Source organism: Rhodococcus sp. ARC_M12 (assembly GCF_022810385.1).
GTDB classification, from domain to species: domain Bacteria; phylum Actinomycetota; class Actinomycetes; order Mycobacteriales; family Mycobacteriaceae; genus Rhodococcoides; species Rhodococcoides navarretei.
Genome location: NZ_JALGQI010000008.1, coordinates 17,747 through 44,247, shown reverse-complemented (window position 1 = coordinate 44,247; position 26,501 = coordinate 17,747). Strand labels below are relative to the sequence as shown.

Sequence of the window (26,501 nt, the reverse complement as noted above, 5' to 3'; positions counted from 1 at the left end):
GGAGACACACGGCACCACCACCGAGGGTGAATCGAAGGAGACGGATCGATGGCCGATGACGACAGTGACGTGAAGACGGAGTTCGATGATCTCGTCAACATGACGGCGAAGGAACTCGACGAGTTTCTCGGCACCGACGACTCGAAGGACGTCGGGCAAAAGAAGGAGGGTGGCGAGTCGACGGGCCACGAGAGCGGCCGTCGCATCGTCGAAATTCTGAATACGAAGAAGGCGGACCTGTCCGACGACGATTACGAGCACATGCGAAAGGTCGTCGGTTACTGCAAACGACACCTTGCGCAGCGGCCCGACGGGGACATCACCGACACCAAATGGCGCTACTCGCTGATGAACTGGGGCCACGACCCGAAGAAGAAGTGATCTCGCTTCGCTGGCGGGAGGTCTGCTCCATTTGGGGCCTCGGCTGCGGGAATTCCGCCACTGGGGCTCAGGAATGGAGCACACAGCTTTCCAGTCGGTACTTGCGCAGCAATCGATCTGTGAAAGTCCGATTACCCAGACACCAGAGTCAGGGTCCCGCATCCCGCCGTGTACAGCGCAGCGTCTCCTTCTTCGACCTCCAGATACTGGAACGTGGTCTCGAAGGATCCGTCGGCGATGAGGTTTTCAGGCGTATTCTCGGTGCTCGACAAACGAGCCCAGTCACATCGGGATATCAACCCTGTGGAATCCCAGACCATCGGGAACGAGACCTCATACCTACCCACGGGCAGCCTGGGGCCCACGACGTGAACGCCGTCTCCGGTCACCGTGAGTGGAGTAGGAGCCGCGGTCAACGGGCCTTCACGGGCGATCGCGAACTCCTCTGGGGTTCCACAGCCAGCAGTCGCAGCTATTCCGATTGCCAGGAGCGTATGCGCCGCCTTCTGTCTGCCTGTCGTCATCGAACGAGCGTACGGATTCGCTGCTGTCACGGTTCGACGGCTCATGCTCACATTTCGGGATCGGGCCAGATGTGGAGCTCGAGAGCGATCCGGGGTTCCTCGTCCGGGGCCGTATAGCTATCGAACCATCGATCGCGCCCGCGGACGGGTACTCGGATGCGGTACATGCCTATCGGCAGCGAGAACGGTGCGACCACCTCACCGGTCGATCCATCCAGGAACATCTCGGTGTCTTCGCAGGAGAAGGTGGCCTCCTGCGCTTCCTCCCAGGTCGCCATCTCGGCATCGGACATCGAGGGCGCGGACGGTTCGATCCTCACTCTGGCGTGAACCTTTCCGCGTCCGCCCGCATCGATCACTACCAGCCCCGGGCCGCCCTTCACTAAATCGGGCGGTGTCGGAAAGCGTTCGGTAGGAACACCTTCCCTGTTGTTGACAGAATCCAGGATCAACGCGCCGGCCATCAAATCGACTGTCACGTCTATTACGTCGCCCATGCTCAGCACAGTACGGCCAAGCGCTTGAAGTAAGCGCTGATTCTTCGCTGGCGGGATATCTGCTCCATTTGGGGCTCCGGCTGCGGGAATTCTCCAATTCGGGGCCCAGAGTGGAGCACAAGTTGCACACGCACCGACACTGGCCAGACTCAGCTGGGATGGGTGGACATCTTTATGTGCGGGATTCCCGCTTCCAGGTATTCCTCTCCCACTCGAGTGAATCCGAAGCGCTCGTACCATTTTTCGAGGTGAGCTTGCGCGGACATCTCGACCACCCCGGGGTACGCCTTCAGCGCGGCCTCGACGAGCTCTCCGGCATAACCGCGCCCACGCCCCGCAGCCCCAGTCGCGACGCGGCCGATGTGGACCGAATCGTCGACGAGCACTCGGAGAGTGGCCAATACCTCGCCGTTCTCGTCCTGGATCCAGAACAGTTCTGTCGTTGGAAGTAGGTCCGCACCATCGAGTTCGGCTTCGTCGACGATCTTCTGTTCGTGTACGAATACCTCGACCCGAAGGGCCATGATGCGGTACAGGGTGCTCGGGTCGATGCGCGACAGCGGTGCGTGATGGAGGGTGGTCATCGGGTCCGTTTCGTCGAAAGGTATAGGTCTTCACGCTGCAAGGGGCACAACGGTTCCCGTCGGCCTGTTGCGGCTGGAGCGAGCTCCTGCAATACGTGTTACTGCTCCGGGTTGTGTTCCTCGCGCAATTGTCGACCCTGCTCGACGGCCTGTGCGTCTTTTTCGTCGTTCTTGTCCGATACCCGGGTGTCTCGGGGCGGTAGTTGCAGGCGTTCTTCGGCGACGATTCCGGCCTGGAGTTGGCGACCACGCTCGAGTTCGGAGTCCAGCTCGGCACCGAACAGCAAGGCCAAGTTGGTGATCCACAGCCAGAGCAGAAAAACGATGGCTCCGGCGAGGGAGCCGTAGGTCTTGTTGTAACTGGAGAAGTTTGCGACGTAGAAGCCGAATGCGACGGTGGCGAGAATCCACACGATGATGCCGACGGCAGCGCCCGAGCTGATCCATTTGAACTTGGGCTGCTGCACATTCGGTGTTGCGTAGTACAGAATCGCGACGGCGAGCACCACGACGATCAGCACCAGCGGCCAGCGGGCGATGTTCCAGATCGTCAGTGCGGTGTCGCCCAGCCCGACGGCGTCGCCCACAGCTGTGGCCACGGGGCCGCTGATGGCCAGCATGACGGCGGCGAGCGCGATCAGGGTCAAGGCGATGAGCGTGACCAGGAGCATCACCGGACGCAGTTTCCAGATGGGCCGACCCTCGTCCACCTCGTACATGCGGTTCATCGCCCGGCCGAAGGCGCCGACATAGCCCGACGCAGACCACAGTGCACCGGCGATACCGATGATCAACGCGAATCCGGCAGTGGGGGCTTGAACAAGTTGTTCGATGGTTGGACGCAACGTGTCGACAGCGGACTGCGGGCCGAGATCGCCGACGACCTGCAGTACGCCGTCGACCGTGGCCTGTCCTTGGCCGAACACGCCCAGCAACGAGACGATGGCCAGGATCGCGGGGAATAGCGAGAGCACGGCGTAGTAGGTCAACGCGGCTGCGAGGTCGGTGCACTGATCCCGGGAGAACTCACGGGCGGTCTTCTTCAGCACGTAGATCCACGACGGTTTGGTCAGATCGGCGGGAGAGTCCGCTTTGCGCGGATCGTCCGGATCTGCCTCGGTGGGTGCGGGTGATGCTGCTGAATCGGCCATGGCGGTCGCATACCCGGGGCTTTTCGCTGGAAACAGCGCATCGACACCGAGGCTGCGCAATCGGCGCGGGTTTCGATCGACGCGGTGCGGTGCGGTCGAACTCGAGCGTTCGGGCGGCGAGGCTCCATCTCCCACGCGAAGCGGCCGTGAAGACGCTCTGGTGCGCGTCGGGTGCTTCAAATCGGGTGCAGTTGACCGCGCTCAGCGCGGTCAACTGCACCCGATTCTGATCGCAATGTGGCTGGCTTCGAGCTATTCGGTCGATGTCGACTCCTGCGCGCGTTCGGCCGACTGCGATTCGATCGAACGCCGAGACCAGTAGCCGGCGAGGAGTGATCCCGATACGTTGTGCCACACCGAGAAGATGGCTGCGGGCAGAGCTGCGGCAGGGCTGAAATGCACCGATGCCAGTGCCGCAGCCAATCCGGAGTTCTGCATTCCCACTTCGATACTGACGGCGCGGCGGCTGGCGACATCGAGTCCGCACGCCTTGCCGATGCCGTAGCCCACCGCGAGTCCGAGCGAGTTGTGCAGCACGACAGCAACGACGATAAGGGCACCGATGGACAGCAGCGTCGGCGCGCTGGCGGCCACCACGATGACGACGACCGTGGTGATTCCGGCAACCGAGATCAACGGCAGGGCGTCGAGCATGCGGTTTACGATTTTCGGAAACAGTAGGCGCAGAACAACTCCCAGCACGACGGGAACCAGCACGATCTGGAGGATCGAGACGAACAGTCCGCCTGCATCGACCGGTAGGTACTCACCGGCGAGCCACAGCACCAACAGCGGCGTGAGAATCGGAGCGAGCAAAGTCGACACCGACGTCATCGCGACCGACAGTGCGGTGTCGCCCTTGGCCAGGTAGACCATCACGTTGGATGCGGTACCGCCCGGGGCCGAGCCGACCAACACCATTCCGGCAGTGAGCGCGGCAGAGAGGCCGAGCACGTTGGCGATTCCCAGACCGAGTAAGGGCATCGCGAGAAACTGAGCCGCGACGCCGAGCAGCAGTGCCCACGGGCGTCGTGCCACAACGGCGAAGTCGGAGAGCCGCAACGTCATTCCCATGCCGAGCATGATGATCGACAACAACCACGGAACGGCAGGCGTGCCACCGCTGAACGTGTCGGGGGTGATCAGAGCCAGAGCTCCCGCCGCGACGACGATCAGGGCAAACCATCTGCCGGTGAATTCGCTGACGGACTTCAGCTGGGGCATGTGGAGACTCCAAAGGTGGTGGTCGAGGCGTCGGGAAGTCTAGCCCGACAGCGCGACGCCGACGGCAGGTCGTCGCTCGAGACCGCCAACGGAGAAAATCCGGTGCAGCTGACCGCGCTCACCGCGGTCAGCTGCACCGGATTCTGTGCTCGGACGGTTCCAGTAGTCGAAAAGCCCACAGATCCGTTCTGTCCGCTACTCCGGTCACGTCGACGTCCAACTTGCCGAGCCAGGCCACCGCACTGTCGACCACGTCGGTGGTCGATCAGCGCAGCATGCCGAGTATTCGCGGCAGGGCGTCGTCGACAGTTGCGGCAATGACGTCATGGTGTGTGGCACCGGGCACGGGCAGGTAGCTCACGTCGCGGTTGCCCCGTCCCACGAGTTCGGCGACGAGGGCGGTCGTCAGCGCCGAAGGAACGACGGTGTCGTTCAGTCCCTGTTCGATGACCACCGGCCGTGTGTAACCGGTGGTCGGCACCGCCAGGTAGTCACGGAGAGCCGAGGCCATCTCGGGATCGGACAGTGATCGGGCCAGGAGTTGTTGCGGGGCAACGCCGATGACTTTCTGCCGGAGCTCGCTGATGCAATTGTCCTCTGCCTGTGCCAGATAGTCGTTGCCAAGCTCGCTGAGGTAGCTGTTCACGTCGATGTCCGGCCGGGAGTCCCTGAGTCCGTGCAGGACGTAGATCAGGGTGGCGGTGATGTTGTCGAGTGGGGCGATCCGGGGAGTATTGGGAGAGAGCAACGGCAGGATTGATTCGAGGTTCGACGAGGGTGCGAACGACATGACGCCGCGGAAGTCCGACGCCGATCCGTAGATGTTCGCGCGAGTTCCCGTGGTGAGTGCGGCTGCGCCGCCCTGAGAGTGTCCGGCGGCGACCCAGGTGCGCGACAATTCGGGCAGTTCGTCCGCTGCTGCACCGACGATATCGATGACGGCATTCGCCTCCGAGACACTGTTCAGATAGTGGTGAGCGTCGGAGGTTCCGAGTCCGATGTAGTCCGTGGAGACAACGGCCGTACCGCTCCGAAGAAGTTGACTGAGAAGGGGTATGGACAGTTCGACGGCCAACGGGTCTTCGGCTGCCCCGTCGTCCAGCACTGTGCTCATGGCACATGAATCGCCGATGCCGACGGTGCCTTTGGCCCACGACAGGACCGTCCACCCGCCCGATGGGGGAGTGCCGGACGGGAGATAGACCTGTCCGCGGGCGATGGCGGGACGGCCGTGTTCGTCGGTGGTCGCGTAGGACAGCGCATAACCCGCCACCGCACCGTCGATCAGTCGCGGAAGTACATCGACGGACGTTGCCGGCGCGGCGTCGGCGATGGGGGTGAACAGTGTCGCGCCGCCGATCAGCGCCGCAGCTGTCGACAGAATCAGTGTGGAGCGAATCTTCATGTCTTCCTCTGGGTTCGACCATAGAGGTAGACCGCTTCGCCCGTGCCCGCCCCGCGGGAAATATACAGGGCCCTCCCGGCGTGGGGTAGATCGTCGAAGAGGGGCGTTAGAACAAGACCAATCGGACTGATTCTGGCAGTATCGTGAGCGATGAACCACCGTCACAACCGAAGGACGACGAACATGACGCCACCGTGAACAAGTTCTCGACGGTGGCGCTGCTGATCCTGTTGGGTGCAGCCGGGACGTTCAACGGGGTGTCCTTGACCTCCGACCCCAGCGGGCGGTCACTCGGCTTGGATGTCGCTATGCTCCCCTCGTGGCATACCTGGGACTACCGAATTTCCGGGTTGTTCGTGCTGTTCTTTCTCGGCCTCGGACCGTTGATCTGCGTGGCTGCTGTACTCGTCGACGCCTCCGAGGCTGCGGTGTATGTCGCGTGCGCCGGGTTGGTGACCATCGGGTGGGTGGTGTGGCAAATTCTCGTCCTCGATATCGACGCCCCCCTTGCTCAAATTCCGCTCACTCTTCTGGGGGTCGCGTTGATCCTCCTTGCAGTCGGCCAACTCCGCGCGCGTGCCCGCGATCGCCGCCGGCAATAGACTCCGATCGCCGGACTCTAGCGATAGTCACTGCCGCCAGGATCAACCCCGCAACCGTGAGGAAGTCGGATTCGGTCAACCCTCTGTCCGCATCGACGACATACAGCACCGCACCCTCGATAGGGGCGTTGAAGAAGAGCCACAGAGTCGAGGTAACACCCAGCGAGATCGCTGCGGGCCACGACGGCTTGGCCAGAGACCATGCTGCAGAGGCGAACACTGCGTTCATCAGAACGAGTGCGTGGAACGGATCGGTAGTCGGCACGGGTACATCATGACCGACTACGGACGGTCAGGTCCTGGTCTGAAGGCGTGCACAACGAGGATGGAGGCGAAACCAACAGCGCACTCGAGGAGTCGCTCCTGACGTTGGTCGCCCTCGTTGTCGATACAGCGCCATCAACGCCCTGTATCTGCTTGCAGCACATCATCGACCGTGTGTCCGATCCAGCGTTCGTACTGGTCGGCCGGGGCCAATTTCGGAAAGAACTCTCGACGCACATCGGAGATGAGCCCCAAGTGGTCGTAGTCCGGCCTTGAGAACGGCAACTGGTCCGGGTGGTCGACCTGGTGTTGCACCTTGAGCAAGGTGTACAGGGCGTGAAACGGGTCGGCGAATGGCTCGTCCCCGCTGGCGGCGGTCAGAGAATTGACCGCTACCAACGCCGGCGTCGGGGTCTGTTCGTCGCTGTCCGATGTGGCCCACAGCTGAATTCGCTTGTCGGCGTTGAATGCGTCCCACACTTTCGTGGTGTGCCGGTCGTCGAACGGTGCCGGGAGCGGGGTCTCGTTCTCGAATGCCTCGAGTCCGGCCCGAATCCAGTCGATATCCGCGATACCGGCCAACGTGTACGACCGACGCGCAGCCCACGCCGCGATCTTGCGAAGTTTCGGTGTGCGGGCGCGCGCCAGAGCGTCGACGAGCATTCGATCGTGAAATGCGAACTGTTTGGAAGTGGCGGCGCGGTACAGCTTCTCGGTGGGAGGTCGCCCACCCCAATTGATCGCGTCCTGTTTCACCTGGTTGGCCATGTGCTCGTAGCCGTACTTGATGTACAGGGTTGCGTCTGCGACAGGATCCGGGTCCCACCAGCTTCTGACCTTGTGGACGACGATGTCGTCGTTCCACACCGAGTCGGTCTTGTGGAGTCGTCGCAGAGCGGCAGGCTGGGTGACCTTCCAGACCTGGACGAGGTACAACTCGGTGGGCTCGGTGACGATCATGTCCGGGTTCGCATCGCGTCCTCGCGCGCTGACACGAAATGTGTTGAGACCCTTGGTTATCGGTAACGCTGGAAAATCCTGTGCAATCTCACCATCGAGAGTGATGACCCGGAACGGTTTGCTCACCTTGATCGTGGCTTCTTCGACGACTTCCCACTCGACCTCAGCGCCAGGGTCGCCGGGAGCGGTGGTGAGTAGTTCGACTGTTACCGAGACCGGGCCGTATGCGGCACCTGTCATGACAGTGACGAAATTCCGTCCGACTTCCATGACGCTGCCGGTCACAGCAGGTTCGTAGGTCTCTGCGGATTGTGACCCGACGACGAACTGGTGATGGTCGGTGTCGACAATCCCGGAGTACGTCACGAAACCAGCTCGCCGGGAGTGGACATCCAGACCCTCCGAGGATTTGCGCTGCCACGATGGTCCCAGCTGCCGACGCGCGATTCCATCATCAGAGCCTACGAGATCGACAGAGATCTACGGAACGTAGAACGTCGCGAACCCCGGCACCGTGGTCGCAGAAGTCGGTAGTCCGACGAGTGCCACTTGGCCTGGCCCGCTGTACACAATTGCCTCGTGCGGGGATCCGAAGAGGGCGTCCGACAATCGGGCGGTACCACTGGCCCCGGTAGTGAGATTCACCCAGCGCACCTCGGAGATGAGGTAGCAGCCGGTGTTCGCATTCGGGGTGTCGGTGACTTTGGCGATTCCGGGTTGCTCGCCGACCACCACAGCACAATTGCTCGGGGGTGAATCGACACTGCCTCTCGGGTTTCCGTAGGGCGCTGGGTTGAACTGAAACGGAATCGTCACCTCCGCGGAGGCCACCGCAGCCGATGCGAACGCCGCGCCGACCATCACCGCACCGCACACGGCCAACCGCTGAACAAGTCTTGCCATGACAACCTCCACTGGTTTCGGAATCCGGCGATGGCCCCATCCTCTCTCCGATTCGAGGCGAGGTGGTGGCAAACGAGCTATCGAGACGCCATCGACCCTGGGCACAGGAGAAGGCCGGGTGTACGGTCCGGTGATGCAGGACGCCATCGAAAGACGCGTAGCCGACGCCACTCTCGTGATCATCGGCGAAAGTCTGTCGTCGATGACGGAAATCCTCGAAGGCCTGGGTGACGAGCTGGCCAACGCCACACCGGATCTGCCCGGCGCCAACAGTCCGTACGCCATCGTGTTCCATTGCGTCGCCGTGATCGAGCACTGGGGAGGCTCGGTGATCGCCGGCCTGAAAATCCCGCGGGACCGCGCCACGGAGTTCACTGCCACCGGCCGGGTCGATGACCTGATCGCACGGGTCGACGACGTTCGTGCGCGTCTGCCCGAGTGGGTGGATATGGCATTACGCGAGGGCATTCGCGATCGGACCGTCATGGGTTCCACGCGTCCAGAGCTGGCAACCGCCACCCCGGAATGGGTGTTGACACACTTGGTGCGTGAGCTGTCCCAGCACCTCGGCCAGCTCGAGCTCACACGCGACGTCCTTCGTCAGGCGTGACTGCTCATAGATTTGATTGCGGCACAGCCAAAAGCCGCTGCCCGGCGGTATTCGCCGAGCCGGACCCGGACGGTGAAGTACCCGCCACCGTCCGAATGATCCTTCAGGCAGCGGCCGTTTCCAGCGGCCAGTGCACTACCGTGGTGATCTCCTCAGGTGGGGAGTCGGGACCGGTGAGGTACTCCTCCCACATCATTGCGGACTCGTCGACGTGCCGGCCCTTCGCTTCGGTGCCCTCCTTTAGGGCAGCGTAGGCGAGGCCAAGCTGCTCGTAGGGGCCGATGTGCGTGGTGCTCGCGACATCGATGTCGGGCAGCTGGAGCGACCCGACCCCGTCGCCGGGCGCGATCGGCCCGCCCACGACGAATCCCGACGACACGTGAAAGGTGTTGTCGCGCATCTCGTAGCAGGACACGGCCGACCCCTCGATGGGGACACCGATGGCCGCGAGGTGCGCGGCGACTGTCCCGAACGCCTGTCCCTGCTTCTCGGCCATCTCCTGAGGCTTGGCCTCGAAGGCGTGCACGGCCAGGAACCGGCCGCTCTCGTGGTCGATGGTGACGTCGTAGTTCATGGGACCTCCTCGGTTCCCCTCCACGCTAGGAAGCGGCAAAACGGCGCGGCAGGGCCGATCGGCTCCCTCTGACAGGTCGAAGGACCCAGGAGAGGGTGTCGGTACACCTGGTTCGCGAGGTGGCCCAGCACCTCGAGCGTGCAGCCGAGGCTCATCAGCGAATGGATGATGGGCAATTATTCGGGCCGAATTGTGCTCACTCCGTAAAAGAGCACGGATTCGAGATGTCGGTTGATCGCGCTTGGCGAACTCAGGATTCGGCCCCGCTACCGGACCTGAGTGTCCAGTATCGACCAGAAAGCGCGGGATGCCGCGTGCACAGAGCGATCGTGAACAATGAGGTGCGCGCCGGTCCACTCGACGCCACAATCCAGAGACTCCTCCCCGCGAGTGGAGCGAAAATTGCGGGGCCTACGAACCCCGCACCACATCGAATGCCGGCTTGGCGCTGAAGTCCGAGCGCAGCAGTCCGTAGTTTTGCTCGGTGTCGGCGAGGTTGGTTCCCGAGTCACGTAGGGAGTGCACGAACACCGGCCCGACGTACGGCAGCGACGACGCCTTCGCCAGGCTCGAGCCGATGATGGCAGCCTGCAGATCCTCGGGCACAGCTCCCGGGCCGGTTCCGGTGGGTGCGCCGAGTTCGGTGATCCAGATCTTCTTGCCACCGTCGCCGTTGGCCGCCATCGTTCCGTAGGCCTGATCCACTTGTGCCCATTGGCCGTTGGGGTCGTTCTCCACGGTGAAGGGGAACGTGTAGGGGTGCAGCGCAACGGCATCCATGAATCCACCAGCTCCTGCTGCGTACATCTGCTGCAGGAAGGTCACCGGCGCTACGGTCCAGGCTCCTAGATTCACGGTGGTGGCCAACCCGGCGCTCAGCACGGTGGCGTCGGCGTCGGCGTTGTGGATCGCGGGGTAGGCGGCGCGCAGCATGCCCGTGTAGCGGGCGGCGTCGACGGGTGCGAAGAAGGTGGGGATGTTGGGCTCGTTCCACACCTCGTAGTGGTCGACGCGATCGCCCAGATGTGCCGCGGCTGCGCCGGCGAACGCACCGAAGGCATTGGGATCCAACGGAACCGCGCCGGGCAGCGGCGAGGCCGTGCCGCCCTGCGCCCATCCGGGCGTTCCGCCCAGCACGGCCAATACCGAATAGCCCTGCGCCGTAGCGGCATTGATCACGCGATCGGTGTTACCCCAGTCGAACACTCCCGGCGCTGTCTCGATGGCCGCCCAGTTCACCACCACCCGTACCCACGAGGCACCGATATCGCGTCCGGCACCGAGTTCGTTGTTCAGCGTGGCGTCGTCGAGCGTCAGAAACGGTGCGCCACCGGTGAAGCCCAGGTCGGCCGGTGCCGCGTGAGCGACCGGTGTCGACAGGCCGACGGCGATCGCGGCAGCTGCGGCAACGGTGAGCAGACGGGAGCGGAGGGTCATGGCGATCATCCTAAGGTGCTCGTTAGCGGGGCGCTGATCAGTGCTTCGACAGTGGAATGGGGCACGCGATCGTTCCAGCGTGCAGTGTTCAGCTCGTAGATGCGCTCACCCGCTTTGACGGCGGCGGTGCGATCGAGCAGGTAGCGACGGCATTCGGCGACGAACTGCTCGGTGTCGTCGAACGTGGGTAGCTCGAAGATCGAATCGAGTGATCCGACGGCCGCGGAGGTTCCGACGACGGGTAGTCCTTTGCTGGCGGCGTCGAGGATCTTGACGCGCACACCACCGCCGGTGGCGACCGGTGCGATCAGAGCTCGGCAGGTGCCGAGGAACTCCTGCAGGTCGTCGACGAAGCCGAGATCGCGAACTCCGGGAGGATAGGCGGGATCCTTGGCACCGGGGGCCTTGGCACCGATGATGCACAGCTCGGCACCGTCGATACCTGCGGAGATCGCCGGCCAGTATTCCAGCGCGATCTTGAAGGCTTCCTGGTTCGGCGGCCAATCGCGAGTTCCCATGAAGACCAGGCGCTTCACGGTTTCGGACAGGTCGAGCTGAGGCGCGGGTTCGAGGGTGAGGTCGATCCAGCGGGCATCACGTACACCGTTGTCTCGGTACATCTGCGCCTCGTCGGCATCGTAGGTCCCGACGGCATCCGCCGCGCGGGCGACGCGAATCTCGTCACGCAGGATGCGGGGTGCCTCGACGCGGCCGATCAACCCGCGGGTCACCTTCCACACCTGCGACTCGGTGTTGACGGTGTTGATTGCGAAGGGAGTCCCCAGCTTCGTAGAGCGCAGGAACGACTCGGCCATGTAACTGTGTTCGGCCACATACACATCGGAGGTGGATGCATCGATCGCGTCCCGGAAGGCGTCGACGTCGTAGCGTCCGTGTACCACCGAGCGGGTGGGCCGTACGGACTTCATCAGCAACCCCAGGTCGACCTTCGGCTTGGGTACGCGCACCACGTCGGGTGCCACGCCTGGTTCTTTCGACAGGCAGATCGAGCGAACCTCGAACGCTTCGCGGGCCAGCTGCATCATCAAGCGAGACAATGCGATGTCGCCACCGTGCTCGGTGACGGGGTCCTTCGACAACAGGAATGTCGCTCGTCTCATTGCGTCACTTCTTCTTTCACCGGATCGCGGTACAGGGCGCGCATGAACCAGACGAGCAGTACGGCGTCGGTGACCACCGACGCCACCGCTGCGCCGACGGCACCGAAGGGGAACAGGCACAGGACGAGAACCATCTTCAGCGGTGCCAGCGTTGCTGCCGCCATCACTCGTGTGCGGTCGCGGTGCTGGAGGTAGAGCACGGTGGTGAACACGTGGTTCATCACTCGCATCACCACGAACAGAGACATCACGACGAGTGCACCCGCGATCTGCGGGGAGGCCGGGGTGACGAAGAGCAGGAGACCGGCGACCAGCAGCAGTGAGCCGGCAGCGCAGCCGAGAACCGCGGTGTGCTTCAGGGCCGGTCCGGCGCTGACGAGTCCGTCTGCTGCGCGGAGCTTTTCGTGGAAAGTGTTGCCGAACGCCTGACCGATGAAGGCCACCGCCCAGGCCGTCACGGCAGCGACGGAGTAGTAGCCGGCGATGGTGGAGTCGGTGAGGAAGCCGAGCAGCAGCACGTCTCCCTGAATGTAGACCGCGTTGGCGAGGTTCTCCGAGAACAGCATCGACATCTCGCGCCACGATCCGGGCAGGCGGGGCGCGGCCACTCGGATCTGCAGTGCGGCGAGCAGCGCGATGACGAAATACGGTGCGGCGTAGAGCAGGCTGGCCACCGTCAGTGACGGATCGGGCACTGCGAACAGGTAGGCCGTCGCGAGCGCGATGGAGGTAGCTTGCCGAGTGGTATCGAGGCGCTGGGTCAGGTCAGGACGGCCGTCGCGCAGCGCTCTGCTCTTGTAGGCATTGAAGACCAACTCGCCGCCGCCGATCACGAGGGCGAACCACGCGATGTAGTTCACCTCCACCAAGCACAGGCCACCGACGATCAGAACGACGCCGGTCAGCACGCGAGTAGTGCGCTCACCCAAAAATTCTCGTTCGCCAACGCGAATCGAGCGCACGGTGAACGGATGATCCAGCGGCGCTGCCACGATCGCGGCCAGGGCGAAGGCCATCGCGTACTGGCCGTAGTCGGAGATTCCCAGCTGGGCGATCAGCGCGATGGTCCACAACAGGCCGATACCGCGGCCGCCGTAGGTCCACAGGGCAGCGACCCCGGCTTTCAACAGATTGCCGTTCATCGCGCTGCCCAGACGGAGACGAAGTCGTCGACGACGAGCTCTGCGGTGTGGGAGATGCGTAGTGCTTCGACCTCGCGCCGAAGTTTGCTCAGTGCAATCGGATCGGTGATGAGGTCTGCGGTGGCCTCGGCGAGTTTTTCGACACCGCCGTCGACCACCAGTGCACCGCTGTCGGACTCGGCGAGAGCGCCGACCTTCAGGCAGGCCACCGGGGTCTGATAGGCGATTGCTCGCGTCACGACCGAGGACGCGGGGAACGCATCTCCGTACACACTGCGTTTGCCGTAGGGCAGGACGAGTGCGCGGATGGAGGCGAAGAAGGCATCCTCGTCGGGTCCGTTCACCTCACCGAGGATCTCCACGCCGTCGACGGGATCGAGCAGTTCGGTTCCTCGGCCGGCGATGCGGATCGCGATCTCGCGGGGGAGGCTGTCTCGAAGCTGCTGAATCTGGTCGAAACCTTTGCCGCGATAGACCAATCCGAAGAGCCCGACCGCCAGCGGCCGCTCCTCGGCGGGCGCGATGTCGGGGCGTGCGGGAACAAAGAGGGCACTTGCCTTGGCGGTGGCGCGGGGATATTCGCGCGCGAGTGAATCGGCACCGGAGCGGGTCAGTGCGAAGAACGTTCGGCTACCGGCCACCCGGCGTTCGAGTGCCCGCCATCCCGACCGAAGTGGGTAGTGCAGGCCGTGATTGAGCACCTTCTTGCCTGCGAGGAACTTGGTGCGCGCAGGCCACCAGACCAGGCCCGGCGGGTCGTGCACCGTAGCGGTCACCACCGGGTCGCCGGTGAGTCGGGCGGTCGCCCAGAACGGCATCACCGAACCGCCGCTGAGTTCGCAGTGCACGATGACGCGGCCGGGATCGGCGTCGACAAGTTCCTGAATTGCCCTGCGGTGGCGCAGAATATCGTGCACCGAATGCGATCCGGGTCCCTCGTGGCGATACTCGATCACCTCGCCGAAATGCGGCCGCACGGCTTCGGCGAAGTCGTCGGCATAGTCGCCCACGCCGCCCACCCCGGATCGAGGGGCGACGTAGACGAGTCGGCAGTCACGCAGGATCACCTTCCGGTGGCTCCCTTCCGTCGTGCACGGAACTTCGTAGTGGACTACGAAGTTCCGTGCACATGGGGGTCAGTAGAACAACGGCCGATACTTGGGGCGGTAGGCGAGTGCCTCGGGATCGCGCATCGCTCGCACCTTCGCGGGCACACCGGCAACCACTTCGAGGTCGCCGACATCTGCGCGCACCATCGAGCAACCACCGACGACGGCACCGCGTCCGAGGGTAACTCCGCTGAGAATGGTGCTGCGACTGGCGATCCACACGTAGTCGCCGATGACGCAGGGTTCGAGGATCGGTGTGAATTCCGGGGAGTTGTGATCGTGGTATCCACCGATGATGTGGGTGTCGCTGGCGATGACGACGTTGTTGCCGATGGTGATGCCGCCGCGCGCGTCGAGCATGCACCGGAACCCGATGGCGCAGGCATCACCGATGGTGAGGCCCTCGGGATCGAGGATGGTGGTGCCGCGGAAGATCGAGGTGTCCTTGCCGATCGTCGCACCGAAGGCACGCAGGAAATTCTGCCGAATCCAGTGTGACGGAACGTAGGTGACGATCATGTTGAAGCCGAGCGTGCCGATGCGATTGCGCAGCTTCCGCTTGAACGTGATGTCCTGCATCTTGTAGTTCGACACGTCGTAGATCTCGGGCTCGGAGGTGCTCACAGGCCGTTCAACCGCTGTCATGCTGCCATCTCCTCGGTCATGTCGAATTGGACCATCGACTTGACGATCTCGTCGAAGTCCTTGGTCGGTGCCCAGCCCAACAGGTCACGGGCTTTGGCGGCGTCGCCCACCATCCTTGCCGAATCGATCGGTCGCAGCATCTCGGAATCGCTCCGCACGTAGGCGCGCCAGTCGTCTATGCCGACGGCCTCGAAGGCGGTGGACACGAAGTCTGCAACGCTGTGGGCCTGCCCGGTGGCGATCACGAAGTCGTCACCCTTGCCGTATTCGGCCATTGCCGCCATCGCGTCGACGTAGTCCGGAGCCCAGCCCCAATCACGCACCGCAGTGAGGTTCCCGAGTTCTAGGGTGGTCTGCTGTCCTCGCGAGATGGCAACTGCGGCCTTGCTGATCTTCCGGGTGACGAACGATTCCGGTCGACGCGGTGACTCGTGGTTGTAGAGAATGGCATTGGTTGCTTCGAGTCCCCGCGATCGATAGACATCGACCATGTGATGACTGAGCGCCTTCGACGCACCGTAGGGCGATGTGGGTGCGATTCGGGTCGCCTCGCTCTGCATCGAGACACCGGATCCGGCGAAGATCTCAGCACTGGATGCGTTGATCATCACGATCCGCTTTCCCGACGCTTCCTGGTGGGTGAAGCAGGCATCGAGCAATGCGGCTGCAGAGACACCGTTGACCCTGGTGGTGAGCACCGGGTCGTTCCACGACCGCCATACCGAGGAGATCCCGGCGAGGTGGAAAACGTAGTCGGGGTCGGTCTCGGTGATCAGTGCCGCGGTGCCCCGGTGGTCGCTCAGCTCGACATCGTGCTGTTCGACGAGTGGGTTGACCGAGTGGTTGGTCCCGCCAGGCTTGGCGACGCCGTGCACAGCCCAGCCCCGGCCGAGCAGAAGTTCGGCGAGGTAGCTGCCGTCCTGACCCGCCACTCCGGTGATCAGAGCGGTCGGGTGGAGCCTGGCGTTCACGCGATCTTGACGGTGTCGGGGGCCTGTTCGGCGAGGTCGTTGCGCACCATCATGGCCACCAGCTCGGGGAAGGCAACCTTGGGCTTCCAGCCAAGAGCTGCATGCGCTTTCGATGAATCGCCGACGAGTAGATCGACCTCGGCGGGCCGGAAGAAGCGCGGATCGATCTTCACGTAGGGCGCCCAGTCGTGGATGTCGACGGCGGCGAACGCATGGTCGAGGAGTTCGCGAATCGAGTGGGTCTCGCCGGTGGAGATCACGTAGTCGTCGGCCTCGTCCTGCTGCAGCATCAGGTACATGGCTTCGACGTAATCGCCGGCGAAACCCCAGTCGCGTTTGGCGTCGAGATTGCCCAGCGAAATCTCGCTCTGCAACCCGAGGGCGATGCGGGCGACGGCCTGGGACACTTTTCGAGTCACGAATTCCGGCCCACGACGGGGTGACTCGTGGTTGAAGAGAATGCCGGAACTGGCGTGCATGCCGTAGGACTCGCGGTAGTTGATGGTCATGTAGTGCCCGTAGACCTTGGCCACGCCGTACGGCGATCGCGGCCAGAGCAGAGTTTCCTCGCGCTGCGGCACCTGCTGCACCTTGCCGAACATCTCCGAGCTGGACGCCTGGTAGAAGCGAACTTGCTTGCCCGCGACCTGCTCGTACAGCCGGGTCGACTCGAGCATGTTCAGCACGCCGCCACCCGTGACGTCGGTGGTGAGGCGGGCGTTCTCCCAGGAGTACGCGACGAACGAGACGGCTCCGAGGTTGTAGACCTCGTCGGGATCGGCCACCGCGAACGCGCGCATCAGCGCGGACAGGTCCAGGAGGTCCCCGTGAAGAATCTCGACCTGGGGCAGTACTCGCTCCAGCATCGGTGCCTTCGGGTTGCTCTGTCCGCGAAGCAGACCGAACACTTTGTAGCCCTTGCTCAGCAGCAGCTCTGCGAGATAGAGACCGTCCTGCCCGGTGATGCCGGTGATCAACGCGCGCTTGCTCATCGCGACGCCGTCCTCTCGAATTGTTCTGCACGAATGTCGGATACTGCGGAGACGAGTTCGGCGGCGAAGCGTTCTTCGCTGAACTGCTCCATGTGTGCCTGGATCTTCAGTGGTTCCCAGGCTGTTCTCTCGAGATGCGCGACCGCGTCCCGGATCGAATCCGGTTGGGGCTGATCGAAGTACACCCCGGAGACGCCCTCCTCGACGGTATCGAGAAAGCCTCCCCAGCGGAGCACTGCGCTGGGCTTGCCGTGGTAACCCGCTTCGATGGGGGTCAATCCGTAATCTTCATAGCTTGCGGCAATCAAACCGTTACAACCCCGATAGAGCCAGGTCATCTGTCCCGACGTCAGATCGCTGAGCATGAGCACGTTGTCGGACTTGAGCTTTCGTAGTCGCTCGGCCTCGGGGCCTCGACCGACGACGATCAGTTTGCGGTCGGTGTCGGCGAACGCGGCCATCACCTTGTCGACGTTCTTGTACGGCAGCAGCCGTGAGATGCACAGGTAGTAGCCGCCGCCGTCGAGCCAGGCGGTGGCCTCGGGGACGGCTTCAGCGGGGTCGGCTTCGACCGTGAACGGTGCAGGCACCACCGTCGAGGGAATGCCGTACGCGTCGGTGATGCGCTTGCGGACCACGGTGGAGATGGCGAGGTAGCGGTCGGCCGAGAGTGCAGCGCGTTTGTCCCAACGGCGTAGCGGTGACGAGAGTGCCCTCAGTGCAACACGTTTGACCGGGCTTCGAGATTCACCCAGGTACATCTGCGATTCGTACAGCCAGCGCGCCGGCGAGTAGCAGTAGACCAGCTTGCGACCGGTGGTGTGGAAGCCGTGGGCCCAGCCACTGGTGCTCGTCAGGACCACGTCGGCGTCGATCTTGACGGACGAGGATGCGAACGGCAGCAGGGGAAGTGCGGCTCGGTGATTTTTGCGAAGGAATCCGACGCGGTTCAGCGAGGATGGTCGCACGTCGAGTCGAGCGAATTCGGGAAACGTCGCCGACGGCTCGAACAGCGTCGTGTAGATGGGTGCGTCGGGGAAGGCGCGGGCCATGGCGAGCACGACCTTCTCGGCACCACCGCGCTGGGTGAGGTAGTCGTGTGCGATGGCCACGCGCAGGCCGTCGATCATATCTCCGCCCGAAGGCAGGTGTGTGAACCCGATTGAGACACAACGCTGTCCGTCTTCATGAGCTACCCATCGTGTCGGTCCGTACTCGTGTGGAGCCAAGGGGGAATCTCGAAACGCCTGTTGACGCTCCGGTTCTGCGACGGTGCAGAACAAGAGCGTCGAAATTAGGGTGTCCCCCGACGAGACGTGCGAACACTGGACGTAATCCTGCCACGAAGAGTCATTCGTTCGCGCTATATGAATATCCGCTTCGGGAAGAAATAGATAGCACTAAGTGAGGTGGTTCACAAAGCAAAATACTTGATCGTTGAATTGAAACCGCACCTTTGCGCAGAGTTAACGCGGCCGCAATGATTGCGCCGAGAAATGGGCATGGCGGACCCCATGAAAAGGGCCGTGCGGTTTGTGAATTATCGATCAATTGATCGAATGAATTCAGCGGGTGACGGTCGCTCCCACATACGGTGTCCAGGTGATCGCGCCGTACTGGAACGTCACCCGTACGCCGCCGCCGTACTGCGGCATCTCGTCGCTCGTTGCGGGCCCGAGGGTGGGATCCCAGGCGCTGTAGATGCCGCCACCGATGTTGCGGGTACCGCCGATGGCGGTGGAGAACACACGAAGGCCGAAGGGGCTGTCGAAGTCCTGGTAGGTGCCGTTGAAGGGCGTCGTGGGGAGAAAGCCGGTGGCCCGGATCGATTCGGCCACAGCGCGAGGAACGGCGACGAAACCGTTCGGCATCTCGTAGAGAACCGCGTCCTGGCGGTACTGCGCCCACGTATCGCGCACGGGGAACACCGGTCCCAGTACCGCCCCGGAGTTGTTCGGAGCAGCAGCGAATCGGTTGTACTCGGCGGTGCGTGGGATGCCCTGCTGCAGTAGGCCCATTACGCCCCATAGAGCCGGTTTGGCACCCCAGTTGCTCTCGAGCAGGCCGAACGTATCTTCCGGGTCATTGCTGCCGGTCGCCTTGTCTCGCATCGTGTACAGGAAGATCGGCCCGGTGTACGGCAGCTCACGCCACTTCTGGATGAAGTCGGTGATCATCGCGTTCTGCTGGTCTCCCGACACTGCGGAGGTGGGGACGCCGTACTCGGTGGCCCAGATCTTCTTGCTGCCATCACCGTTGGCGACCATGGCCGCGCGCATGTCCATGACCTGACGGGCCGGTGAATGATCGACGTAGGGGCCTTCGGAGAACTTCAGTGAGTATTGATACGGATGGTAGGAGAGGGCGTCGAAAGAGCCGGCGGCACCGGCCGCGTACATCTGATTGGTGAAGTCGACGGGGTTGACGATGCCCCAAGCCTGTTCTGCTGCACCGAGGACACCGCCGACGACGGTCGCGGCCGAGTCGGCTGCCTTGATCTTGGGGTACGCGGCCTTCAGCAGGGCGGTGTAGCCGGCCGCGTCGGGTTGCGGCCCGTAGAACATCGATCCGTTGGGCTCGTTCCAGATCTCGTAGTCGGCAACTTTCCCTTTGTAGCGGGCGGCGACCTTGCCGGCGAAGGCGCCGAACGCCGCAGGTGACGCGGGGCGGGTGTTGATGGGTTGATTGGCCGGAGAGGTCGCCCACGGCGGGGTGTACGCGATGATGCCGAGCATCGAGACGTTCGCTGCTCGAAGCTTGTTCACGACGCGATCGACGGCCGTCCAGTCCAGCTGGTTCTGGGTGTATTCGACGGTCGACCACGGTATGGCGATGCGCATCGATGTGACGCCCATTGCGTTCAGGAATTGCACGGTGGTGTCCAGCTCCGCGTCCGAGGCCCAGAGCAGTCCGCCGCCGTCGGAAATGCCGACGCCGGGTGGGTTGGGGGCTGCTTCGGCGCGTGATGCGCCGACGAGGTGATCGGGTGAAGTGAGGACGGACGAGACTCCGAAGGTGAGCCCGGCCGCGACGATCAACACGGTTGTCGCTGACATTATTGCGCGAAAGCCACCGCGAAAGGGAACCATCTTCAATTCTTTCCACCAGGGGGTCCGTACCAACATTCGACGGGCCGGTGTGGTGAATCATTGCACTTCGGACGCGTTTTTGGACAAATCCCAAGAAGCCGACCGATAATTATGAAACTGCTGGTCGAGTGCGTTCGGGTGAAAGCAAGCTTTTCGTTTTCGTATTCTCGACGTTGTCGCCATTCTGATTGGTTTGGGTCGTCTTTTCCCACGCGTAGACGACGAATGCGAGCATGACGGAAAACGCTGTTGTGGTCGCCGGCGTGCTGACAACGGGAAAGTCGAGTTGCAGCGCGACCACCGAGAAACCGATGAAGGTGCCGCCGTAGAAGCCGAGCTCCCAGCGTCCCGAGCGCAGCATCCGGTAGCCCACGACGGCACCGGCAACGAGAATTGCCGTGAAGGCCAGGCCGGTGAAGATACCGCCGCGGTAGATGGTCAACAGTGGCGAGTTGGCGACGAAATTGACCTCGAATGCGGTGGCGGGATCGACGAATTCCGGCCGCCCCCAACCGAGGCCGAACAGCCAGTGGCCTTGCATGTGGCCGGGGAATTCGGCAAGCGCATCGCCGCGTGCGCTCGAGCCTGCGTCCTCGTTGCCGAAGGACGAGAAAACTCGGCTGCGCACGCTGGGTACTGCGAGGGCTCCGACGAAGGCCGCCAGGAATGCGCCGACGATGGCGAAACGTTCTCTGGCCCGCAGTTGTTGGAAGGCGAACATCAGCAGTACCCCGAGCACCACCGAGAACAGGGCCGCTCGCGACAGGGTGAGCACGATCGACAGGAACAGCAGAGTAGCGAGAGCGGTACGCAGGTATCCACGCAGCAACAGGATGCACAGCATGAGTGCGAGGACGAAGCCGATTCCGGCCGCGTTGGGGTCGATGTAGGTCCCGGCCAGGCGAACCGACGTGGCTCCGGTGGGGCTGTAGACGAAGCGAGTGCTCTCCTCCTCGGAGCCGTACCCGAGGATCGACAGGTAGCGAATGAGCTTTCCCGCGGGATCGCCGACGAAGATCAGCAACGCGAATGCGGCTGCGCCGGAGGCGGCGTAGACGTAGATCCTGCCGAACATCGCCATTTCGTCCCGGGGCATACGCAACAGGCACACCACCACGAGTGTCGAGATGAGCCATTTACCGAACTCGAAGAAATCGCTAGGCCCCGTGGCGGTGACGACGACCGACAGAGCAGACAAGGCGATGAGTGCGATGACGGTCGTTTCCGGCCATGTGATGCGGCTCACCGCTGTGCGGTGAATCACAGTGGCCAGAATCGTCGCGACAGTCAGTGTGAAGATCAGCGGTGCCGGTGTGCCCGGTGCGTAGCCGAACGGAAGTGCGCCCAGTGAAAATGCAAGAGCGCGAGTCAAATACAGCGGATGACGTAGGCCGACGTACGCTCCCACGGTCAGCGCGACGAGGGCGAATGCCGCCAGTTTCGCTGGAGTTCCGCCGACGATCACGGCGAATGTAACGAGAACGGGGATTGCCACGATGGCAACCCATCCGACCCGCTGCGCGATGCTCATAGGCTCTGATGTTGTCACGCTTTCATCCACTCGCAACATGTACGCCGTGCCGAATCCTTCGCTGCGCTTTATTGTTTCCCCTTGACCGACGTCATTCGATAGGAGCACTCGTGGAGATTCGAGAGTATTGGCGGATCCTTCGCGCGGGTTGGTGGATCGTCGCTCTCGCGACGGTTATCGGCATCGCCGGCGGCTATGCCTACACGTTCTTCACGACGCCGCAGTACCAAGCGTGTGCGCGATTGTTCGTCACCACCGAGGGCGGCAGTTCCGTCGGTGAGGCGTACCAGAACAATCTGTTCTCGCAGGAACGCGTGTCTTCGTACGCCGGATTGGCCACCAGTACCCAGGTTGCCCAGCGAGCCGTCGATCAGTTGCAACTGCAGGGGTCGGCGGCGGACCTGCGTTCCCGGATCACCGCGACGCCGATCGAAAAGACCGTTCTGCTCGATCTGTGCGCCACCGATGCCGATCCCGAGGTCGCGCAGGCACTGACCAACGCGGTAGCCGGGCAGCTGACGCAGGTGGTGCAGGAACTCGAAACATCTCAGCGCGGTGGCGATCCCGCGGCCGGTGCCACCATCGTCGATCAGGGCGACGTCCCGTCGGCACCGATCGGCATGGGCCTGACCACGGCGCTCGGTCTCGGCGGTGCGATGGGCTTCGTTCTCGGGCTCGCGCTCGCGCTGCTTCGCGGCCTGCTGGATCGCTCGATTCGGGACAGGCCGCGCGCGGAGGACGTCTCGGGCCGCGTCGTGCTCGGCGGTCTCCCTGCCGACGGGACGCGCCCCACGGTCGCGGTGGCGTCGATGAAGACGATGGGCGAGCCGCTCCGCGCCCTGCGCACCAACATTCGCTTCCTCGGCGGCGGCTCTCCGCCGCGCGTCATCACCATCACCGGTCCGGCCGGCGGCGAGGGACGCACCAGCACGGCCATCGATCTCGCGGCAGTGCTCGCCGAGGCGGGACACACAGTGCTTCTCGTCGGCGGCGACCTGCACAGCGCAACATTGGGCACCCGGTTGGGTATCGACCAGCACAGCGGTCTGTCGACCGTCCTCTCGGGCGAGCACGGCATCGAGGACGCGATCCAGAACGATGCGGTCGACGGCGTCTCGGTACTGCCCTCGGGGCCCGTGCCGCCGAATCCGAGCGAACTGCTCGGATCGGATCGCGCCCAGGAGCTGCTCGAATCGCTGCGCGAGCGATACCGCTACGTCATCATCGACACCCCGCCTCTGCTCGAGGTCACCGACGGCGCGATCCTCACCGCACTGGCCGACGGCACAGTGGTTCTCGCGCGCACCGGCCGCACCACGCGCGACAAACTGCGACGTGCGATCAAGGTGCTAGACGGTGTCGGCGGAACCGTTCTGGGCGTCGTGACCACCTTCGAACCCTCGGGTCGACGCCTCCTCGGCGGCACCTCCGCAATATCCGCGAACGTCCGCGAATCACCCTCGAACGCAGAAACTTCCACCGTTCCGCCTGCGTCGGCTCGGTCTGCACCTTACTCCGCCGCAGTTCGGCCGAGGCCGGCGCAGAACGACACTGCGACCTCGTCGGCGAGCAGAGGATAGCCTCGATGTCCGGTAGGTGGGCGGTCCGAGTCGGCGTCCTGGCGACCGCCGCCGTAATATCGATCTCTTGCTCGCAGCAAGCTCCGATCACACTGCCACCGGGCGCGCAGACGGCTCCTGTCACGGCCGCTCCGGCGGCGTCGGAGCCGCCGCCACCGTCCACTTTCGGTGGTGCCGTACCGGGTTCGTTGATCTCGGCCGAGCCGATTGAGGACATCGCAGCAGACATCACCGAGTTGGGGGCTACTGCGACTCGCGTGGTGTATCGATCGACGTCGGGCGTGACGGGGGAGCCGACGGATGTCTCGGGCACCGTTGTCATCCCGGGTGGCACTGCGCCCCAGGGGGGTTGGCCGGTGGTGTCCTACGGGCACGGCACGACGGGAGTGCTGGAGGCGTGCGGTCCGTCGCGGTACGCCAACCTTCTCGGCAGTGCCCCCATCGTGGCAGCGTTGGTGCTCAACGGCTTCGCGGTGGCGATGACCGACTATCAGGGGCTCGGACTCGCTGGGTCGTATCACCCGTACCTCGATTCGAAGACGTTCGGCTACAACATGATCGATGCGGTCCGTGCGGCCAGGAACTTCATGCCCACCCTCAGCTCGCGGTGGGCCGCCTACGGAGTCTCGCTCGGCGGCATGGCAGCGTGGGCGGCAAGCGACCGTAATGCCGAGTACGGGGGCGGGCTCGAGCTGGTGGGGACCGCCGCGATGGTGCCGGTGTCGGACATGTCCGGCTTGGCCGATGCTGCCGCGAACGGGACTCTGACGCGGGCTCAGTACCCCCTGTTGATGTACGCGCTGCACACCTTGGCGATCAGTCATCCCGAGATGAACCTCGACGACTACCGGTCGGGGTTGGCGCGGGAGCGGTGGGACGACTTCATGGAATGCGTGCCGCCGAAGTCGGACGACGTGCCCGGGCTCCTGGCGCGTCTGCAGGCCTCGGACCTGACACCGGTCAGCGTCGAAGCAACGGATCGTCTGCGTGGTTACCTGTCGGATATGGCTCTGCCGCAGCAGCGTTCGACGACCCCACTGTTGGTCATGTACGGCAGCGAGGACGATCTGATTCTCGAACCGTGGACCGAGAAGGCGTTGCAGCGGGCGTGCGATTCCGGAGACCTCGTCGAGTACGAGCTGCATCAAGGTGAGGGACACGGTGATCTGGACAGCAGCCGGTCGCTGCCGTGGGTCAAAGGCATGTTCGCCGGCCAACGCCCCGTCGATACGTGCGAGCTGAATCGATGATCGCACCCACGGGTGTGCCCACCCTCAAGGACTACGGCCGTATTCTGTTGTCCGGCTGGGCGTTGATTCTCGCCGCCGCGACACTGTCGGCGGGTGCCGGGTGGTTGGCGACCTATCTCGTCGAGCCGACGTACACCGCATCGTCTCGGGTGTTCGTCACAGCTCCTGGCCCCACGTCGCCCAAGAACTCGCTCGACGGCAATCGCGGGTCGTTGGTTCGCGTCGAGACCTACGTTCAGCTGGCCACCGGCGAGCAGGTGTTGCGACGCGTCATCGCGTCGGAGGGGTTGCCGATCGAGCCGGACGTGCTGAAGAACGACATCACGGTGGTGCCCACTCCGGGCTCGGCGTTGATCGACATCTCGGTGGTGAACGCCGACGCCGAGCAGGCGCGAGACGTTGCCAATGCCGTTGCAGTGCAACTGATCAAGCTGGTCGGGGAGATCGACCTGGGGGCCGACGGAGCGGTGTCGGAGGTGACGCTCGTCGATGCGGCCACCACTCCTGATTCGGCCACAACACCGACGCCGACGAGCAACATGATTCTGGGGGGAGTGATGGGCGCGATCCTGAGCAGTGTGCTGGTGCTGGCATTCGGAATCGCACGCGACTCGATCGACCATCGCGATCAAGTGGAGAACATCGTGAAGCAGGCGACCGCTGCCCAGCGGACGCCAGCTGCAGAGGGGGTCCGATGACACTGTCGAGAACGAGCCGAGTACACCGATCGAGCGGTGCCTGCGCACTGGCCTTGATCCTGGTGACGTCGGGGTGTTCCTCCGACGAACCGCCTGCCGATCCGTACTCGGTGTCGCAATCCGCGGCGTTCGGTGCCACACTCGACGCCGATTACGGTGAAGCAGGCCCCGGCTCGCTCGAGAGTGCGCAGCAACTGCTGACCATCGATCGACGGGTCAGCGCCGTGTCGTCAGTTGCCGCGCGGGTGGTCTACTCGTCCACCTCCGGGGTCGACGGTTCACCGCAGCGTGTCTCGGGCACGATCTTCGCACCGGACGGCACACCGCCCGAGGGCGGTTGGCCCATCATCGCCTATGGCCACGGCACCACCGGCGTGCTCGAGGACTGCGCACCGTCCACCGATCCCGAACTGCTCGGCAGCTCGCAGATCGTCGCGGCGCTCGTGCGGTCCGGGAACGTCGTCACGGTGTCGGACTATCAGGGACTGGGCCTCGAGGGTTCGTACCATCCCTATCTCGACGCTCGCACCGTCGGGAACAACCTCATCGACTCGGTGCGCGCTGCCCGCAAGCTCATTCCCGATGCGTCCACGAAGTGGGCTGCATTCGGCGGGTCCCAGGGTGGTCAGGCCTCCTGGGCCGCAAACGAACTCGCGGGGACCACCTACGGCGAGGGTCTCGACATGGTCGGGTCGGTCAGCCTCGTCCCGGCAGCGGACATCACCGGGTTGGCGGCCGCGGCCGCGAACGGCACGCTCACCGACGATCAGAAGCCCCTGCTGCAGTGGGTGCTCGTCGGCCTGGCCCAGTCTTATCCCGAGATCGACCTGGACGACTACCGCCGAGGCATCGTCGAGGAGAAGTGGGACGAGCTCTCGGCGTGCGGCGGCGTCCTCGCTGCCGACCGCACATCCCTGGCGGCGCAGATCAGTGACGACGATCTGCGTCCGGCAACCCCCGAGGCGACGGCGAAGCTCGCGGACTACCTGCGTGAGATGAGCTTGCCGACGTCACCGGCCGCCGCACCGATGCTGGTTCTCTACGGTGGCCAGGACACGTTGATCTCGCAGCCGTGGACCGAGGCCGCCATCGCGGCCGGCTGCGCCAACGGAGACACGATTCAATCTGTGCTCCAACCGAATTCCGGTCACGCAGACATCGACGGTGCTGCTGCGTTCGGATGGCTCGGCGACCGGTTCGCCGGTATCGACGCCATCAGCTTCTGCCCGCCTCCTGCGCCATGACCTTCAGAGGGTA

The 26,501-nt window shown here is 63.8% G+C and carries 26 protein-coding genes; 7 read left to right on the top strand and 19 right to left on the bottom strand.

The annotated features are described in order from the left end of the window. Nucleotides 1-48 precede the first annotated feature (48 nt). Complete coding sequence (locus MTX35_RS11820; RefSeq protein WP_243595150.1) at nucleotides 49-381, top strand: DUF3140 domain-containing protein; 333 nt, start codon at nucleotides 49-51, stop codon at nucleotides 379-381. Nucleotides 382-512: 131 nt separating this feature from the next. Here MTX35_RS11820 and MTX35_RS11815 read toward each other — a convergent pair whose 3' ends face one another. From MTX35_RS11815 to MTX35_RS11790, 6 genes are all read right to left on the bottom strand, one after another. After that, nucleotides 513-905 (bottom strand): hypothetical protein, encoded by a 393-nt coding sequence (locus MTX35_RS11815; RefSeq protein ID WP_243595149.1) that lies wholly within the window; start codon nucleotides 903-905, stop codon nucleotides 513-515. 47 nt (nucleotides 906-952) lie between these two features. Next, complete coding sequence (locus MTX35_RS11810) at nucleotides 953-1,402, bottom strand: hypothetical protein (RefSeq protein WP_243595148.1); 450 nt, start codon at nucleotides 1,400-1,402, stop codon at nucleotides 953-955. Nucleotides 1,403-1,551: 149 nt separating this feature from the next. After that, the gene (locus tag MTX35_RS11805; protein ID WP_243595147.1) at nucleotides 1,552-1,986 is read right to left on the bottom strand and encodes a GNAT family N-acetyltransferase; all 435 of its coding nucleotides are present in this window, start codon (nucleotides 1,984-1,986) and stop codon (nucleotides 1,552-1,554) included. A gap of 98 nt (nucleotides 1,987-2,084) precedes the next feature. Further along, nucleotides 2,085-3,137 (bottom strand): YihY/virulence factor BrkB family protein, encoded by a 1,053-nt coding sequence (locus tag MTX35_RS11800; protein ID WP_243595146.1) that lies wholly within the window; start codon nucleotides 3,135-3,137, stop codon nucleotides 2,085-2,087. 252 nt (nucleotides 3,138-3,389) lie between these two features. Next, entirely contained in the window at nucleotides 3,390-4,361 is a 972-nt protein-coding gene (locus MTX35_RS11795; protein ID WP_243595145.1) for a bile acid:sodium symporter family protein, read from the bottom strand. A 265-nt stretch (nucleotides 4,362-4,626) separates the two neighbouring features. After that, complete coding sequence (locus tag MTX35_RS11790; protein ID WP_243595144.1) at nucleotides 4,627-5,766, bottom strand: S9 family peptidase; 1,140 nt, start codon at nucleotides 5,764-5,766, stop codon at nucleotides 4,627-4,629. Nucleotides 5,767-5,909: 143 nt separating this feature from the next. Between MTX35_RS11790 and MTX35_RS11785 the strand changes: the two genes are divergently transcribed. Next, entirely contained in the window at nucleotides 5,910-6,368 is a 459-nt protein-coding gene (locus MTX35_RS11785; RefSeq protein WP_243595143.1) for a hypothetical protein, read from the top strand. A 399-nt stretch (nucleotides 6,369-6,767) separates the two neighbouring features. On the opposite strand, the gene MTX35_RS11775 is transcribed toward MTX35_RS11785, so the two are convergent. Both MTX35_RS11775 and MTX35_RS11770 read right to left on the bottom strand, forming a co-directional pair. Beyond that, nucleotides 6,768-7,958, bottom strand: coding sequence for a transposase (locus MTX35_RS11775; RefSeq protein WP_243595141.1), 1,191 nt, complete (start codon nucleotides 7,956-7,958; stop codon nucleotides 6,768-6,770). A gap of 114 nt (nucleotides 7,959-8,072) precedes the next feature. After that, nucleotides 8,073-8,495 (bottom strand): hypothetical protein, encoded by a 423-nt coding sequence (locus MTX35_RS11770; protein WP_243595140.1) that lies wholly within the window; start codon nucleotides 8,493-8,495, stop codon nucleotides 8,073-8,075. Nucleotides 8,496-8,628: 133 nt separating this feature from the next. Here MTX35_RS11770 and MTX35_RS11765 point away from each other — a divergent pair, with 133 nt between their 5' ends. Next, nucleotides 8,629-9,105: a DinB family protein gene (locus tag MTX35_RS11765; RefSeq protein WP_243595139.1), complete on the top strand. Its 477-nt coding sequence runs from the start codon at nucleotides 8,629-8,631 to the stop codon at nucleotides 9,103-9,105. Between the two features lie 103 nt (nucleotides 9,106-9,208). On the opposite strand, the gene MTX35_RS11760 is transcribed toward MTX35_RS11765, so the two are convergent. The 11 genes from MTX35_RS11760 to MTX35_RS11710 form a co-directional block, all read right to left on the bottom strand. Then, nucleotides 9,209-9,679, bottom strand: coding sequence for a GyrI-like domain-containing protein (locus MTX35_RS11760; protein ID WP_243595138.1), 471 nt, complete (start codon nucleotides 9,677-9,679; stop codon nucleotides 9,209-9,211). A gap of 411 nt (nucleotides 9,680-10,090) precedes the next feature. Next, entirely contained in the window at nucleotides 10,091-11,116 is a 1,026-nt protein-coding gene (locus tag MTX35_RS11755) for a hypothetical protein (protein WP_243595137.1), read from the bottom strand. A gap of 5 nt (nucleotides 11,117-11,121) precedes the next feature. Further along, nucleotides 11,122-12,237, bottom strand: a complete 1,116-nt coding sequence (locus MTX35_RS11750) for a glycosyltransferase (RefSeq protein WP_243595136.1) — start codon at nucleotides 12,235-12,237, stop codon at nucleotides 11,122-11,124. Further along, complete coding sequence (locus MTX35_RS11745; protein WP_243595135.1) at nucleotides 12,234-13,379, bottom strand: polysaccharide biosynthesis C-terminal domain-containing protein; 1,146 nt, start codon at nucleotides 13,377-13,379, stop codon at nucleotides 12,234-12,236. The genes MTX35_RS11750 and MTX35_RS11745 overlap by 4 nt, the downstream gene beginning before the upstream one ends. Then, nucleotides 13,376-14,446: a glycosyltransferase gene (locus MTX35_RS11740; RefSeq protein ID WP_243595134.1), complete on the bottom strand. Its 1,071-nt coding sequence runs from the start codon at nucleotides 14,444-14,446 to the stop codon at nucleotides 13,376-13,378. Before MTX35_RS11740 ends, MTX35_RS11745 begins: the two co-directional genes overlap by 4 nt. Before the next feature lie 69 nt (nucleotides 14,447-14,515). Next, nucleotides 14,516-15,133 (bottom strand): DapH/DapD/GlmU-related protein, encoded by a 618-nt coding sequence (locus tag MTX35_RS11735; protein ID WP_243595133.1) that lies wholly within the window; start codon nucleotides 15,131-15,133, stop codon nucleotides 14,516-14,518. Then, nucleotides 15,130-16,104 carry a GDP-mannose 4,6-dehydratase gene (locus MTX35_RS11730; protein WP_243595132.1) on the bottom strand — a complete coding sequence of 325 codons (975 nt, stop codon included), beginning with the start codon at nucleotides 16,102-16,104 and terminating at the stop codon, nucleotides 15,130-15,132. The genes MTX35_RS11735 and MTX35_RS11730 overlap by 4 nt, the downstream gene beginning before the upstream one ends. Next, complete coding sequence (locus tag MTX35_RS11725; RefSeq protein ID WP_243595131.1) at nucleotides 16,101-17,096, bottom strand: GDP-mannose 4,6-dehydratase; 996 nt, start codon at nucleotides 17,094-17,096, stop codon at nucleotides 16,101-16,103. The genes MTX35_RS11730 and MTX35_RS11725 overlap by 4 nt, the downstream gene beginning before the upstream one ends. Next, the gene (locus MTX35_RS11720) at nucleotides 17,093-18,226 is read right to left on the bottom strand and encodes a glycosyltransferase (protein ID WP_243595130.1); all 1,134 of its coding nucleotides are present in this window, start codon (nucleotides 18,224-18,226) and stop codon (nucleotides 17,093-17,095) included. Before MTX35_RS11720 ends, MTX35_RS11725 begins: the two co-directional genes overlap by 4 nt. A gap of 435 nt (nucleotides 18,227-18,661) precedes the next feature. Then, entirely contained in the window at nucleotides 18,662-20,152 is a 1,491-nt protein-coding gene (locus MTX35_RS11715) for a cellulase family glycosylhydrolase (protein WP_243595129.1), read from the bottom strand. Nucleotides 20,153-20,294: 142 nt separating this feature from the next. Next, nucleotides 20,295-21,716: an O-antigen ligase gene (locus MTX35_RS11710; protein ID WP_243595128.1), complete on the bottom strand. Its 1,422-nt coding sequence runs from the start codon at nucleotides 21,714-21,716 to the stop codon at nucleotides 20,295-20,297. A gap of 110 nt (nucleotides 21,717-21,826) precedes the next feature. Here MTX35_RS11710 and MTX35_RS11705 point away from each other — a divergent pair, with 110 nt between their 5' ends. The 4 genes from MTX35_RS11705 to MTX35_RS11690 are packed head-to-tail and all read left to right on the top strand — an operon-like array spanning nucleotide 21,827 to nucleotide 26,488. Further along, nucleotides 21,827-23,296, top strand: a complete 1,470-nt coding sequence (locus MTX35_RS11705) for a polysaccharide biosynthesis tyrosine autokinase (protein WP_243595127.1) — start codon at nucleotides 21,827-21,829, stop codon at nucleotides 23,294-23,296. 5 nt (nucleotides 23,297-23,301) lie between these two features. Next, a complete protein-coding gene (locus MTX35_RS11700; protein ID WP_243595126.1) occupies nucleotides 23,302-24,546 on the top strand; it encodes a S9 family peptidase in 1,245 nt (414 codons plus the stop codon). After that, nucleotides 24,543-25,244, top strand: a complete 702-nt coding sequence (locus tag MTX35_RS11695; RefSeq protein ID WP_243595125.1) for a YveK family protein — start codon at nucleotides 24,543-24,545, stop codon at nucleotides 25,242-25,244. Before MTX35_RS11700 ends, MTX35_RS11695 begins: the two co-directional genes overlap by 4 nt. Continuing rightward, nucleotides 25,241-26,488 (top strand): lipase family protein, encoded by a 1,248-nt coding sequence (locus MTX35_RS11690; protein ID WP_243595124.1) that lies wholly within the window; start codon nucleotides 25,241-25,243, stop codon nucleotides 26,486-26,488. Before MTX35_RS11695 ends, MTX35_RS11690 begins: the two co-directional genes overlap by 4 nt. Nucleotides 26,489-26,501 lie beyond the last annotated feature (13 nt).